We start from the raw sequence: 13,865 nt of genomic DNA on the forward strand, positions 1-13,865 counted from the left end.
GGCACGTTGGGAATCTTATCAGGCCGGAATATCCCGCGCAAATCACCGCAGCCGGAACGTCCCCGGCGCCGACGAAGCGGCGATTGACCGCGCGGCGGATTCCGCCGAAAAGACTCCATTGGCTTCGGCTCGTCGGCACAGCGCTTGGGTGGATTATGGAACGGTTTCTTGGCGGCAGTCCGCTTGCGGTCTTCGTGCGGCTCATCATCATCTCGACCATCACCGGCATCGCGCTGAGCGCGGCCGGCTTCAACCCGCGCGACCTCTTGTCCATCATCCCGGACCTCATCCACCGAATCGCCAATTTCGGTTTCGAGTGGGTGGAGACGGCCTTCAACTGGTTCCTGCTCGGCGCGGTCATCGTCATCCCGGTGTGGCTGATCCTGCGCTTCCTGAAATTCGTCGCCGGCGACACCGATAAGGGCGATGCCAAACCGCGTTCCTGACCGCTGATGGATGCCGCGACCGAGCGAGGCGGCCCGGCGCCGCTGACCTATGCGCGCGTGCTGGCGATCAGCCTGCCGATCATCCTCTCCAACATCACCACGCCGCTGCTCGGCCTCACCAACACCGCCGTCATCGGCCAGTTGGGTGAGGCCTATCTGATCGGCGCGGTGGCGCTCGGAGCGACCATCTTCACGCTGCTGTTCTGGGCCTTCGGCTTCCTGCGCATGGGCACGACCGGCCTCACCGCCCAGGCCGACGGCGCGGGCGACCAGGCCGAGGTCAGCGTCAATCTCGCCCGCGCGCTGCTGCTGGCCGGGGGCGCGGGGACGTCGCTGCTGCTGCTGCAAGCGCCGCTCGACTGGCTGTCCTTCTCCCTGCTCGATGCGACGCAGGCGGTCGAAGCGGAGGCACAGACTTATTTCGCCATCCGCATCTGGAGCGCACCGTTCGCGCTGGCCAATTACGCATTTCTCGGCTGGTTCATCGGTCTCGGCCAGACGCGGACGGCGCTCGTTCTGCAGGTGGTGCTGAACGGGGCGAATGTGGCGCTGAACATCGCCTTCGTTTCCTGGCTCGGCTGGGGCGTGGCGGGCGTCGCCATCGGCACAGTCATCGCCGAGGCGATGGCGGCGGTGCTCGGCGCTGTCATCGCCGCCCGCGAATTGCGCCGCCGCGCCGCGCCGATCGACTGGCGCGCGGCGCTCCGGACCTCCGGCCTGATGCGGGTGCTGGCGGTCAATTCCGACCTGATGGTGCGGACGCTCTGCCTGCTTTTCGCCTTCACCTTCTTCACCGCGCAGGCCGCGAAAGCCGGCGAGATCATCCTCGCGTCCAATGCCATCCTGTTGAATTTCCTCAATGTTTCCTCCTACCTGCTCGACGGCTTCGCCTTCGCCACGGAGGTCCTGACGGGGCGCGCGATCGGGGCCGGCCAGCGCGCGGCGTTCCTGCGGGCGATCAGGCTGTCTTCGGTCTGGGCGGCGGGGGTGAGTTTGGTGGTAAGCGCCGGATTTCTCCTCGGCGGCGGCGCGATCATCGACGCGATGACGACGAATGCGGAGGTGCGCGAGACGGCGCGGCTCTATCTGCCCTGGGCGGTCGCGGCGCCGGTCGCGGGCGTCGCCTGCTTCCAGCTCGACGGCATCTTCATCGGCGCAACCCGGACACGGGACATGCGCAACATGATGCTGGTGAGTTTGGCGCTATTCCTGGCGGCGTGGGCTCTGCTGACGCCTGCCTATGGCAATCACGGCCTGTGGGCGTCGATCATCGTGTTCTTCATCGCGCGGGCGCTGACGCTGGGGGCGTATTATCCGGCGCTGGAGCGGGCATCGTTCGGCCCGCGCCCTTGACCCTCCTTGTCATTCCCGCGAAAGCGGGAATCCAGCATCCTTGAGGGGCCTGCCGTGGACCCGGCTGGATTCCCGCTTTCGCGGGAATGACAAGGGAAGTGACGCGGCGCTCACAATTCAAGCGCGGCCCAGCGCTCGGCGTCCTGGCCTCTGAGCGGATCGAGACTCGCGGCGCCCGCCTGCTCCATCGCCGCGATCAGCCGCTGCTTGATCCCGCCGATCAGCCCGCCGCCTTCATAGATCATCCCCGTATAAAGCTGGACCAGCGACGCTCCGGCGCGGATCTTGGCCAGCGCCGCCTCGCCCGAATCCACCCCGCCGACTCCGATCAGCGGCACCCTGCCTTCGGTCAGCAGATGCACCTTGGCCAGCACTCGCGTCGCGCGCTGGAACAGCGGCCGTCCGGACAGGCCGCCCGCCTCGGCCCGATAGGACGCGCGGGGGATTTCGGCGCGTGAGATCGTGGTATTGGTGAGGATGATGCCGTCGACCCGATGCGCCATCAGGCAGGCGACGACCGGCGGCAGATCATCGTCATGGATATCGGGCGCGAGCTTGACCAGGATCGGACGGCGCGGCTTCCCGGCGGTCAGCGTCTCGCGCTCGCGCATCAGCCGGGTGAGCAGCGCGTCGAGACGGTCCGGCGCTTGCAAATCGCGCAGGCCGGGCGTGTTGGGCGAGGAGATGTTGACGGTGAAGTAGTCGGCAGCGCTGTAGAACACGGCAAGCCCGGCGGCAAAATCCTCGATCGGCTCGGCGCTGTCCTTGTTCGCCCCGATATTGACGCCGACAACGCCAGCCGGCCGGGTCGCCAGCCGCGCCATCGCCGCCGCATGGCCGCCGCTGTTGAAGCCGAGCCGGTTGATGACGCCGCGCTCGCGGATCAGGCGGAAGACGCGCGGGCGCGGATTGCCCTTCTGCGGACGCGGCGTCACCGTGCCGATTTCGGTGAAGCCGAAACCCATCGCCAAAAGCGCGCCGGGCACGCGCGCGTCCTTGTCGAAGCCTGCCGCCATGCCGAGCGGGTTCGGGAATTTGAGACCCCATAGCGCTTGCGCTAGCCTCGGATCGTCGGCCTGCCCGCGCGGGAAAACCCCGCGTTCGAGCGCGCGCAAGGTCAGCTCATGCGCGCGCTCCGGATCGAGGAACAACAGGCCCGATTGGGCAAGATCGATGAAGCGGCCGATCACGGTCTCGCCTCGGCGGGGAGGATGGGCTGGCCGCCATCGCCGAGCGGCAACTCATGCGCCCAAAGCGCCGAGGCGACCGGAAAGGCGCCGTAGAAATGCGGGAACAGCGCGCCGCCGCGCGAGGCCTCCCATTTCAGCCCGCCGCCGAGCCGGTCGGCATCGACCGCGACCAGCACGAGATCGTCGCGCCCGGCGAAATATTTGGCGAGCGTGCCGGGGAGCTGCGCGGCGCTGGAGAAATGGATGAAGCCGTCGCGGAGATCGTCGGCCGAGCCGGCATAGACGCCGGCGGCTTCGGCGGCGCGCCACTCGTCCCTGCCGCAGAGTTTGAAGATGAGGGTCATTGCACCGCCTCGCGCTGGATCAACAAAAAGCCCCCTCACCCGGTCGCTTCGCGCCCGCCCTCTCCCTCGAGGGGAGAGGGCAAGGAAGCCAGCGGTAAACTGTGCGTCGCCCCACATCGGCTTAGCCCTCTCCCCTTGAGGGAGAGGGCGGACGCCGGCAGGCGGCCGGGTGAGGGGTAAGCCCCTCGCTCCACCGCACCTCAAGCCGCCGCTTCACAACACTTGCCAGTTCGGCAACACGCCGTACCAGGTTCCGCCCTCGTCAAGGCCGCGCGCTTTGAAAATGAGGGTCATTGCACCGCCTCGCTCTGGATCAACGAAAAACCCTCTCGTCCGTCGCCCCGGCCGTCAGAGCCGGGGCCTACTCGCCTCTCCTCTTGCCGCAGTGCCCGCCGATCGATGATTGGGGCCCGGCTCACCGCTTCGCGGTGTCCGGGACGACGGCAGAGGACGCAGGGAACCGGGTGCCCGTTCAAGCCGCCGCCTTCACATCGCCCGCCAGCTCGGCGAGGCGCCGCACCAAATTCCTTGCCCCCTTCAGCCGCTCATCCGCGTCCGGCCAGTCCGCCTTGAACACCAGCTTATGGTCCTGCTGCATCTTCACGGCGGTTTTGTTCTCGTTGATGAAGGTCACGAGCCCCGCCGGATTGGCGAAATTATTGCCACGGAAACTGATCACCGCGCCCTTCGGCCCGGCCTCGACCTGGGAAATGCCGGCCTTGCGGCAATAGCCCTTGATCTGCACCACCGCCAGCAGATGCCGGACCTCGGCGGGCAGCGGCCCGAACCGATCCACCATCTCGGCGGCGAAATTTTCGATTTCCTCGCGCTCGGTGACCGCCGACAGACGCCGGTACAGCCCCAGCCGCGCCTGGAGATCGGTGACATAGCTCTCCGGGATCAGCACCGCGCTGCCGACATTGATCTGCGGCGACCATTGCTCGGCGCGCTCCTCGATGCCGCCTTCGCGCAAGGAGGCAACCGCTTCCTCCAGCATCTGCTGGTATAGCTCGAAGCCGACTTCGCGGATGTGCCCCGACTGCTCCTCGCCCAAGAGATTGCCCGCGCCGCGAATGTCGAGATCGTGGCTGGCGAGGCTGAAGCCCGCACCGAGGCTGTCGAGCGAATGCAGCACCTTCAGCCGCTTCTCGGCGGTGGGCGTCAGTTTCTGGTTCGGCGGGATGGTGAACAGCGCATAGGCGCGCGTCTTGGCCCGGCCGACCCGGCCGCGAAGCTGGTAGAGCTGGCCGAGGCCGAACATATCGGCGCGGTGGACGATCAGCGTGTTGGCGGTCGGGATGTCGAGGCCGGATTCGACGATGGTGGTCGACAGCAGCACATCGAACTTGCGGTCATAGAAGGCGGTCATCACGTCTTCGAGCTGGCTCGGCGGCATCTGGCCATGCGCGATGGTGAATTTCAGCTCGGGCACGTGTTCGCGCAGGAAGGCGGCGATCTCGTCAAGGTCGGAAATGCGCGGGCAGACGTAAAAAGTCTGGCCGCCGCGATAGCGCTCGCGCAGCAGCGCCTCGCGCAAGGTGACGGGATCGAAGGGCGTGATGAAGGTGCGCACGGCGAGCCGGTCGACCGGCGGCGTCGCGATGACGGACATTTCGCGCACGCCGGTCAGCGCCAGTTGCAGGGTGCGCGGGATCGGCGTCGCGGTCAGCGTCAGCACATGCACGTCGGATTTGAGCTGCTTCAGCCGCTCCTTATGCGCCACGCCGAAATGCTGCTCCTCATCGATGATGAGCAGGCCCAGATCGGCGAATTCGACGCTTTTCGCCAAGAGCGCATGGGTGCCGACGACGATGTCGGTCTGGCCGGATTTGATGCCCTCGCGCATGGTCGCCAGGTCCTTCGACGTGACCAGCCGCGAGGCGTGGTCGATGCGCACGGGCAGGCCCTTGAACCGCTCGGTAAAGGTTTTGTAGTGCTGGCGCGCGAGCAAGGTGGTCGGCACGACGACGGCGACCTGCTTGCCCGCCATCACGGCGATGAAGGCGGCGCGCAAAGCGACTTCCGTCTTGCCGAAGCCGACATCGCCGCAGATCAGCCGGTCCATCGGGCGGCCGCGTCCGAGATCCTCGATGACGGCCTCGATGCTGGAGAGCTGGTCGTCGGTCTCCTCGTAGGGGAAGAGCGCGACGAATTCGTCATAGGCGCCCGCGGGCTGCGGCAGAGCGGGCGCTTCCTTCAGCTCGCGCTCGGCGGCGACTTTGATGAGCGCGTCGGCGATGTCGCGGATGCGCTTCTTCAGCCGCGCCTTGCGGGCCTGCCACGCCGCGCCGCCGAGGCGGTCGAGCTGGGCATTGGAATCGTCGGAGCCGTAGCGGGTGAGCAGGTCGATATTCTCGACCGGCAGGAACAGCTTGTCGCCGCCGTGATATTCGAGCTCGAGGCAGTCATGCGGCGCGCCGGCCGCCGTGATGGCTTGCAGCCCGAGGAAGCGGCCGATGCCGTGGTCGGCGTGGACCACGAGGTCGCCGGGGGCGAGGGCGGAGGCTTCGCTGAGCACGTCGCTGCCCTTGCGGGCCTTGCGGCGGCGCACGAGGCGGTCGCCCAGAATGTCCTGCTCGCCGATGATGGCGAGGTCGGGGGTCTCGAAGCCGCTTTCGAGGCCGAGCACGGCGAAGGCGGCGGTGTCGCGGCTGAGCTTGGCGGCTTCGGCGAAGCTGTCGACGGGCTCCATGGCCTTCAGCCCATGCGTGCCGAGCATCGAGCCGAGCCGTTCGCGCGCGCCCGCCGTCCAGCCGGCGACGATGACGCGCTTGCCGGCCGCTTGTAGCCGGGCGATGTGGGAGTTCACCGCGTCGAACAGCTTTTCGGCCTGTTCGGCGCGCTCCAGCGCGAAATTGCGGCCGAGCTTGGCGCCGAAATGCAGGCTGGCGACGCCCGGAACGCCGTCGAGGTCCTCGAACGGCGAGAACATGCGCAGCTTGCGGCCTTCCAGCGCCGCGTTCCAATCGGACTCGCCGAGGAACATCAGCTTGGGCGGCACCGGCTTGTAAGGCGGCGTGCCGAAAGAGGCCTGTTCCAGCGCCATCTTGCGCGCTTCATAATGGTCCTCGATCTGCTCGATGCGCTCGGCGCGCGCCTCTTTTGCCAGATGATCGAAGGAGATCACCGCGTCGGGCACGTAGTCGAAGACGGTTTCGAGCTGGTCGTAGAACAGCGGCAGCCAATGCTCCGCACCGGCATAGGCGATGCCGGAGGAGATGGCCTCATAGAGCGGGTCGTCGCTCGTCGCGCCGCCGAACAGCTCCAGATAGCGCTCGCGGAAGCGGCGGATGACGTCCGGGCCGGTCGGCAGTTCGCTCGCCGGCATCAGGATGAGCTGCTGCTTGGCGGCCTGGGTGCGCTGCGAAACCGGATCGAAGAAGCGGATCGCCTCCAGCGTGTCGCCGAAGAAATCGAGGCGGGCGGGACGGGTGTTCGCCGGCGGGAACAGGTCGAGGATGCCGCCACGCATGGCGTATTCGCCCGGCTCCATGACAGTGCCGGTGCGGCGATAGCCCCAGCGCTCGAGCCGCCGCCCGATGCTGCTCATGTCGATGGCCATGCCGGTCGTCAGCTTGATGAGGGCCTTCTTCATCGCCTCGCGCGGCGGCACGCGCTGCAAGGCGGCGTTCACGGTGGTGATGAGGATGACCGGGCGCTTCGGCGTCTTCAGCCGCGCAAGCTGGGCAAGCGTCGCGATGCGGCGGCTGGAGATTTCCGTATGCGGGGAAACCCGGTCGTAAGGCACCGTATCCCAGGCCGGGAAATTCAGCACATCGGCGCCGGGGGCGAAGAAGCGGAGCTGCTCGCGCAAGGTCTCGGCGCGCTGGTCGTCGCGCGCGACATGCAGCACGGCGACCGGCGTCGCGGTCTCCTTGTGGGCCATGGCGGCCATGCGGGCGATCAGATAGGCATCAAAACCTTCCGGCACGCCGGCGGCGACCAGCGGCTTCTCCTGCGCCACCAAGGCGGCAATGGCGACGGAGGAACGCGGCGCGGCGTCCTGCTTCGGCTTCGCTTGGTCGTCTGGATTGCTCAACATGTCTCAGCTTTCGAGGCGATGGAACCGCCTGATGCGCGCGATCATCGGCTGAACGCCCGGCGGCGCCGCATCGCCCTTGATCCAAAGATCGATTTGCGGGTCGGGCAATGCCAAAAGCTCCTCGAAAGCCGTCAATTCGGCAGCGTCGAAGCCGGCGAGCTCCGCATGTGCGAAGCGCCCGAGAATGAAGTCCAATTCCTTCGTGCCGCGATGCTGGGCGCGATAGAATGCGCGCTTGATCCGGCTATCCGTACCCGTCATGCCCTGATGCGCTTGAAGAGGCTTGTGGATGTCCCGCCTGATGAACGCGCCGCTATGGCCGGACGATCCCTCGCCGTGATATAGCGCGCTCTGAGGGCGGTGTCAGCTAGCGATATTGTCCGTGCAGCCATATCTAAATGGTCGTGGAATACCAGCAAGACGTTCAAGACGACCCGCCGGCCGGGGAAAAAAGCGGCACGCGCCCAGCGCTTCTGAACCCGCTTTTCGCGGATGTCGGAAGCCTCGAAGGCGTGGGGCCGCGCTATGCCGCCTTGCTCGGCAAGCTGCTCGACGCGCCCGGCGGCGGCGGTGCGCGCATCATCGACTTGCTCTGGCATCTGCCCTCCGGCCTGACCGACCGGCGCGCCGAGCCCTCGATCGAGGAGACGCTGCAGGGCCAGCTCGCCACCTTGCGGGTGCGGGTAAAGAAGCATTTTCCTTCGCCGCCGCGCAACAGCCGGGCGCCTTACCGCGTGATCTGCGAGGATGAGACCGGCGAGATCGAGCTGATCTTCTTCCACACCGAGCGCGCCTATATCGAGCGGCAGCTTCCGGTCGGCGAGATACGGATTTTGTCTGGCCGCATCGAGCGCTACGGCCAGAAACTGCAGATGCCCCATCCCGACTATATATTGCCGGAGGAGCAGCGGGACAAGCTGCCGGAGCTCGAACCCGTCTACCCGCTGTCGCAAGGGGTGACGCAGAAGTTTCTCTACAAGATTTTCACGCAGTCGCTGGCGCGGCTACCGGAAATGCCGGAATGGCTCGACCGCAAGCTGATCGCGTCGCGCGAGTGGCCGGCTTTCGGTGCCTCGCTCAGGGCGCTGCACCGGCCGGGCGGCGAGGCCGAGATGGAGCTGAACGCGCTCGCCAGGATGCGGCTCGCCTGCGATGAGCTGTTTGCCGGGCAATTGGCGCTGGCGCTGCTCAGGCGGCGCTTCCGGCGCACCAATGGCCGCTCGGTCGTGGGCGACGGGCGGATCGCAGCGAGGATCACCGCCGCCCTGCCCTTCACGCTGACCCGCTCGCAACAGGTCGCCCTGTCGGAGATCGGCGACGATATGGGCGCGCCCCGCCGGATGCTGCGGCTGCTGCAGGGCGATGTCGGCAGCGGCAAGACCGTCGTCGGGCTGATGGCGATGGCGCGGGCGGTCGAGGCCGGGGCGCAGGCCGCGATGATGGCGCCGACGGAAATTCTGGCGCGCCAGCATCTGGAGACCATCGCGCCGCTCGCCGAGGCGGCGGGCCTGCGCGCGGCGCTGCTTACAGGCCGCGAGAAGGGCAAGACCCGGGCGCGGCTGCTCGAGGCGCTGGCCGGCGGCGAGATCGACATCGCCATCGGCACCCATGCGCTGTTCCAGCCGGATGTGGCCTTTGCCGATCTGGCGCTGGCGATCATCGACGAGCAGCATCGTTTCGGGGTGCATCAGCGCTTTGCCTTGCAGGCCAAGGGCAAGAACGGCGGCACCGACATCCTGGTGATGACCGCGACGCCGATCCCGCGCACGCTGCAAATGACCCATTACGGCGATATGGACGTCTCGAAGCTCACCGAGAAGCCGGCGGGGCGCAAGCCGATCCTCACCCGCGCCGTGCCGATCGACCGGCTTGAGGAGGTGATCGGCGGCATCGGCCGGGCGCGGCAGGAGGGGGCGCAGATTTACTGGGTGTGTCCGCTGGTCGAGACATCGGCCAAGGTCGACCTCGCCGCCGCCGAGGAGCGCGCCGCGCATCTGCGCCAGTATTTCGGCGACACGGTCGGGCTGGTGCATGGGCGCACCAAGGGCGCTGAGAAGGACGCGGTGATGAAGGAGTTCGCGGAAGGGCGGCTCCGGATTCTGGTGGCGACGACGGTGATCGAGGTCGGCGTCAACGTGCCCGCCGCGACGATCATGGTGATCGAACATGCCGAGCGGTTCGGCCTCGCGCAGTTGCATCAGTTGCGCGGACGGGTCGGGCGCGGCGCGGCGCAAAGCTCATGCATCCTCTTGTACAACACCCCGCTGACCGAGACCGCCCATGCGCGCATCGACATCCTGCGCCAGACCGAAGACGGCTTCCGCATCGCCGAGGAGGATTTGAGGCTGCGCGGCGGCGGCGAGATTCTCGGCACCAAGCAGTCCGGCGATCCGGGGTTCCGGGTGGCGAATCTGCCCTTCGACGAGGATTTGCTGCAAGCCGCGCGCGACCAGACGAAATACCTGCTCGCGCGCGATCCGGACTTGACCTCGGAGCAAGGCAAGGCGGCGCGGATTTGCCTCTATCTGTTCGAGCGCGACGAGGCGATCAGGCTGCTGCGGGCAGGCTGACGGAGAGCCCGCCATTGAAGGCATGGCCATAGTGCGCTCACTATCATCCTTACGGTAGCCCCACACTCCGCTCGTCATTCCCGCGAAAGCGGGAATCCATTACGCCGCAGCGGTCGTGTTTCAGCAGTGTCCCACGGCTGGATTTGCCCTTTACTGGATCCCAGCTTTCGCGGGGATGACAAGCGGGGTGTCGCCTTGACCGGCACGAAGCGCATCGAACCCGGCGCGGGAGCATCCGGTTGCAAGCAGCAACGCACAGCGCCTTGCCGCAGCTTGAGGGCGCGGGAACCGCGCCGGTGAGCGGCCTCCCCCCATCGTCGCCCCGGACGGCGCGAAGCCGGCGAGCCGGGGCCCAATCCCCTTACCAATCAGGATGAATCCGACGAGATGACAATGGGCCCCGGCTCGGTGGCCGGGGCGACAAAAGAGGAGCAGCCAGCGCCGTGAAGTCAGCGGCCGCCGATCACTTCGTGATCAGCATGCAGGCGACGCCTTTGGTCTTCAGCAGTTCGCAGATGGCGGTGCCTTCGCTGCGGTTATACGGCGCGGCGATCACCTTGTAGAGCGTGCCGCCATCGGCGGTCTCGGCGATCTTCACCGATGCCGAACGGCCGCCGAGATCGCCGCCATAGCGCTTGGCGATGCGGTTGACCTCGGAAATGGCGCCGTCCTCGGACAGGAGCGCGGCGAATTGGATGGCGAAATTGCCGCCCGCATCGGCTCGCGCCGGAGCGGCACCCGCCGTGTCGACGGTGGCGATGATCTTGGGCGGCGGCTGGTTGGCCGGAGCCTGCGGGCGCGCGGCGCGCTGAACCGGGGCGGCGGTCGGAGGCGCCGAGGCGGCGGGCCTTGCCCGCTGCTGCTCGGGCTGCGGTTTCACTTCCGCCGCCTTGGAGTCGGACGATCCGAAAATGCCGCTGAAGATGCTGCCGATGCCGCCCGTGCGCTGCTCGGATGGCGTCGTCTGCACATCGGTATCCCAGGTCTGGGCGGCGCGCGGCTTGCCCCCGGCCGGTTCGGCGGCAGCCGGGGCCGGTGCGGGCGCGGCTTCCACGGTCTTGGTGTTGACGCCGAGCTTGCCGAGCACGCGGTCGCGGCCTTTCTCGGCCAGGGCCTTGTCATTCGCCGACAGGCCCTGCATCCAGAGCGCCTGATTGTAATCGGCCAGGGCGTAAGCTTGCTTGCCGACCTTCTCCTGCGCCTGGGCGCGCATCAGCAGCGCCTTGGCCGCGAGTTCGGGCGGCAGTTCGCCGGATTTCAAGGTCTGGTTGATGATCTCGATGGCCTTAACCGGCACACCCTTCTCGATCATCTTGGCGGCTTCTGTCAAAGCGGACGTGGCGCTGTCGGCCCGGGCAATCGCGACGGACGCGGCCATGCCCAGGAGCAACACCGAAAGGAACTGCCGAATGCGAATACACCTAGCCATTGCGAAGCGAACTCTTACGCAAACACCGCAGGATTGCAACACTCTGCCGCAATAATATCAGCACAGAAATGCGACGACAGATTGGTGACGCGCGGCCACGGTCGGCGGATTTTCCGGAGCTGCGCCAGTTTGGTCACAGGTCGGAAATCAGACGCTTTCCGAGCACGACGACATCGTCCTGCTGATAGCCGAGTTTTTCGTAAAAATGCGTCACATCCGTGTTCGAGCGGCGCACCATGAGATTGATTTTTGGGCAGCCCCATGCGGTAAGCGCGGCCTCGATTTCGGCCATGAACCGCCGCCCGAGCCCGGTGTGGCGATGGTCTGGATGCACGGCCAGGTAGTTGACGCTGCCGCGATGGCCGTCATAGCCCGCCATCGCCGAGCCGATCAGAACCCCGTCCTGCCGGGCGACGAGGAACAGCCCGGCCGCATCGCCGAGCTTGCGGTCGATATCCTTGTCCGGGTCGTTCCAGGGCCGGATCAGGCCGCAGACCTCCCAGAGCGCGATGAGGTCGGCGCGGTCGGTCTCGGCGAAGCGCGTGATGGCGGGCAGGACGGTCGAGGTCATGCCCGCTTCTTATTCGACGGTCACCGACTTCGCAAGATTGCGCGGCTGATCGACATCGGTGCCGAGCAGCACCGCCGTGTGATAGGCGATAAGCTGCACCGGCAGCGCGTAGAGGATCGGCGTGATGAAGCCGTGCGCTTTGGGCAGCCGGATGTCGGCAAGAAGCTGCGTGCCGGGCGCGCCGGCATCCTCGCTGGTGATGAGGACGATCTGGCCGCCGCGCGCCGCCACCTCCTGCATGTTGGAGATGGTCTTGTCGTAGAGCCCGTCGCGCGGCGCGACGACGATGACCGGCACGGTTTCGTCGATCAGCGCGATCGGCCCGTGCTTCAGCTCGCCCGCCGCGTAGCCTTCGGCGTGGATGTAGGAGATTTCCTTCAGCTTCAGCGCGCCCTCGAGGGCGATGGGATAGTGGATGCCGCGCCCCAGATAGAGCACGTCGCTGGCATGGGAGAGCACATGGGCGAGCTTTTCGAACTCGTCCTCGCGGCGCAGCACGTCGTTCATCAGGCGCGGCAGCTCGACCAGCGCCCGCACCAGTTCGGCCTCCTGGCGGGCGTCGATGCTGCCGCGGGCGCGGCCGGCGGCGATGGCGAGGCAGGCCAGCACGGTGAGCTGGCTGGTGAAGGCCTTGGTCGAGGCGACGCCGATTTCGGGACCGGCGAGCGTCGGCAGCACCACGTCTGAGTCGCGCGCGATGGTCGAGGTGGCGACGTTGACGATGGAGAGGATGGCCTGTTTCTGCTCGCGGCAATAGCGAAGGCTGGCCAGCGTGTCCGCCGTTTCGCCCGATTGCGAGATGAACAAGGCGACGCCGTCGGCCGGCAGCGGGGCCTCGCGGTAGCGGAATTCGGAGGCGACGTCGATCTCGACCGGCAGCCGCGCATAGCGCTCGAACCAGTATTTGGCGACGAGGCCGGCGTAGAAGGCGGTGCCGCAGGCGGAAATGGTCAGCCGCGAGAGCTTGGCGAAATCGATGTCGGCGCCGCGCAGGGTGACGCGCTCTTCGGCAAAATTCACGTAATGGCCGAGCGTCCGGCTGATGACGTCGGGCTGCTCGTGGATTTCCTTGGCCATGAAATGGCGGTGATTGCCCTTGTCGGCGAGGAGCGCGCTGGCCTGGGTGAGCTGGATCGGGCGGTCGACCTTGGCGCCGCTCTCGTCGCGGATGAGGACGCCAGCGCGCGAGATGATGGCCCAGTCGCCCTCTTCGAGATAGGTGACGCGGCCGGTGAAGGGGGCGAGCGCCATGGCGTCGGAGCCGAGATACATCTCGCCCTTGCCGTAGCCGACGGCGAGCGGGCTGCCGCGCCGGGCGCCGATCATCAGATTGTCCTGGCCGGAGAACAGCATGGCGAGCGCGAAGGCGCCTTCGAGCCGCTTCAGCGTTTCCGCGACCGCCGCCTCGGGGGTGGCGCCGCGCTTCAGCTCGCGGGTCAGCAGATGGACGACGGTTTCGGTGTCGGTCTCGGTCTCGAACACCGCGCCGCTTTCCTGCAATTCGGCGCGCAGCTCGCGGAAATTCTCGATGATGCCATTATGGACGACCGAGACCTTGGCCGTCATATGCGGATGGGCGTTGCGCTCGCTCGGCGCGCCGTGCGTCGCCCAGCGCGTGTGGCCGATGCCGGCGGTGCCGCCGAGCGGGCTTTCGAGCAGCAGGGTCTCCAGATTGCGCAGCTTGCCCTCGGCGCGGCGGCGGGTCAGCACGCCGTTCTCGACGGTGGCGACGCCGGCTGAATCATAGCCGCGATATTCGAGCCGCTTCAGCGCGTCGACCAGCCGCTCCGCGACCGGCTCGTTTCCCAAAATCCCGATGATTCCACACATAAAATATCCCCTAAATCGCAAAAGCACCGCGCGAACGCCGCCGGCCGCTGTTTAATCCGGCGGCGTCGGAATTCCAAATCAAAGCCAGTT

The 13,865-nt window shown here is 67.0% G+C and carries 10 protein-coding genes; 3 read left to right on the forward strand and 7 right to left on the reverse strand.

The annotated features are described in order from the left end of the window. Window positions 1-155: 155 nt before the first annotated feature. Window positions 156-446: a DUF6460 domain-containing protein gene (locus BLEFHOIH_RS03460; protein WP_088343085.1), complete on the forward strand. Its 291-nt coding sequence runs from the start codon at window positions 156-158 to the stop codon at window positions 444-446. 6 nt (window positions 447-452) lie between these two features. Then, a complete protein-coding gene (locus BLEFHOIH_RS03465; RefSeq protein WP_088343086.1) occupies window positions 453-1,799 on the forward strand; it encodes an MATE family efflux transporter in 1,347 nt (448 codons plus the stop codon). Window positions 1,800-1,909: 110 nt separating this feature from the next. Here the strand turns inward: BLEFHOIH_RS03465 and BLEFHOIH_RS03470 are convergent, their stop codons facing one another. The 4 genes from BLEFHOIH_RS03470 to BLEFHOIH_RS03485 form a co-directional block, all read right to left on the reverse strand. Beyond that, entirely contained in the window at window positions 1,910-2,989 is a 1,080-nt protein-coding gene (locus tag BLEFHOIH_RS03470) for a quinone-dependent dihydroorotate dehydrogenase (RefSeq protein WP_088343087.1), read from the reverse strand. Further along, window positions 2,986-3,333, reverse strand: a complete 348-nt coding sequence (locus BLEFHOIH_RS03475) for a DUF952 domain-containing protein (RefSeq protein WP_088343088.1) — start codon at window positions 3,331-3,333, stop codon at window positions 2,986-2,988. Before BLEFHOIH_RS03475 ends, BLEFHOIH_RS03470 begins: the two co-directional genes overlap by 4 nt. A gap of 472 nt (window positions 3,334-3,805) precedes the next feature. Further along, window positions 3,806-7,375 carry a transcription-repair coupling factor gene (gene mfd, locus BLEFHOIH_RS03480; RefSeq protein WP_088343089.1) on the reverse strand — a complete coding sequence of 1,190 codons (3,570 nt, stop codon included), beginning with the start codon at window positions 7,373-7,375 and terminating at the stop codon, window positions 3,806-3,808. Between the two features lie 3 nt (window positions 7,376-7,378). After that, a complete protein-coding gene (locus BLEFHOIH_RS03485; protein WP_088343090.1) occupies window positions 7,379-7,636 on the reverse strand; it encodes a succinate dehydrogenase assembly factor 2 in 258 nt (85 codons plus the stop codon). 137 nt (window positions 7,637-7,773) lie between these two features. On the opposite strand from BLEFHOIH_RS03485, the gene recG reads away from it, so the two are divergent. Continuing rightward, window positions 7,774-9,945, forward strand: a complete 2,172-nt coding sequence (recG, locus tag BLEFHOIH_RS03490; RefSeq protein ID WP_088343091.1) for an ATP-dependent DNA helicase RecG — start codon at window positions 7,774-7,776, stop codon at window positions 9,943-9,945. A 463-nt stretch (window positions 9,946-10,408) separates the two neighbouring features. Here recG and BLEFHOIH_RS03495 read toward each other — a convergent pair whose 3' ends face one another. The 3 genes from BLEFHOIH_RS03495 to glmS form a co-directional block, all read right to left on the reverse strand. Next, window positions 10,409-11,257: an SPOR domain-containing protein gene (locus tag BLEFHOIH_RS03495; protein ID WP_125461564.1), complete on the reverse strand. Its 849-nt coding sequence runs from the start codon at window positions 11,255-11,257 to the stop codon at window positions 10,409-10,411. Between the two features lie 250 nt (window positions 11,258-11,507). After that, window positions 11,508-11,945, reverse strand: a complete 438-nt coding sequence (locus BLEFHOIH_RS03500) for a GNAT family acetyltransferase (protein WP_210191770.1) — start codon at window positions 11,943-11,945, stop codon at window positions 11,508-11,510. 9 nt (window positions 11,946-11,954) lie between these two features. Further along, a complete protein-coding gene (gene glmS, locus BLEFHOIH_RS03505) occupies window positions 11,955-13,775 on the reverse strand; it encodes a glutamine--fructose-6-phosphate transaminase (isomerizing) (protein WP_088343093.1) in 1,821 nt (606 codons plus the stop codon). Window positions 13,776-13,865: the final 90 nt, after the last annotated feature.

The organism is Rhodomicrobium sp. R_RK_3 (assembly GCF_002198715.1).
Taxonomy (GTDB): Bacteria; Pseudomonadota; Alphaproteobacteria; order Rhizobiales; family Rhodomicrobiaceae; genus R-RK-3.

Coding starts and splice junctions, on each gene's coding strand:
- BLEFHOIH_RS03460 (WP_088343085.1), top strand. CDS start 156: ATGGAACGGTTTCTTGGCGGCAGTCCGCTTGCGGTCTTCGTGCGGCTC.
- BLEFHOIH_RS03465 (WP_088343086.1), top strand. CDS start 453: ATGGATGCCGCGACCGAGCGAGGCGGCCCGGCGCCGCTGACCTATGCG.
- BLEFHOIH_RS03475 (WP_088343088.1), bottom strand. CDS start 3,333: ATGACCCTCATCTTCAAACTCTGCGGCAGGGACGAGTGGCGCGCCGCC.
- mfd (WP_088343089.1), bottom strand. CDS start 7,375: ATGTTGAGCAATCCAGACGACCAAGCGAAGCCGAAGCAGGACGCCGCG.
- BLEFHOIH_RS03485 (WP_088343090.1), bottom strand. CDS start 7,636: ATGACGGGTACGGATAGCCGGATCAAGCGCGCATTCTATCGCGCCCAG.
- recG (WP_088343091.1), top strand. CDS start 7,774: ATGGTCGTGGAATACCAGCAAGACGTTCAAGACGACCCGCCGGCCGGG.
- BLEFHOIH_RS03495 (WP_125461564.1), bottom strand. CDS start 11,257: ATGATCGAGAAGGGTGTGCCGGTTAAGGCCATCGAGATCATCAACCAG.
- BLEFHOIH_RS03500 (WP_210191770.1), bottom strand. CDS start 11,945: ATGACCTCGACCGTCCTGCCCGCCATCACGCGCTTCGCCGAGACCGAC.
- glmS (WP_088343093.1), bottom strand. CDS start 13,775: ATGTGTGGAATCATCGGGATTTTGGGAAACGAGCCGGTCGCGGAGCGG.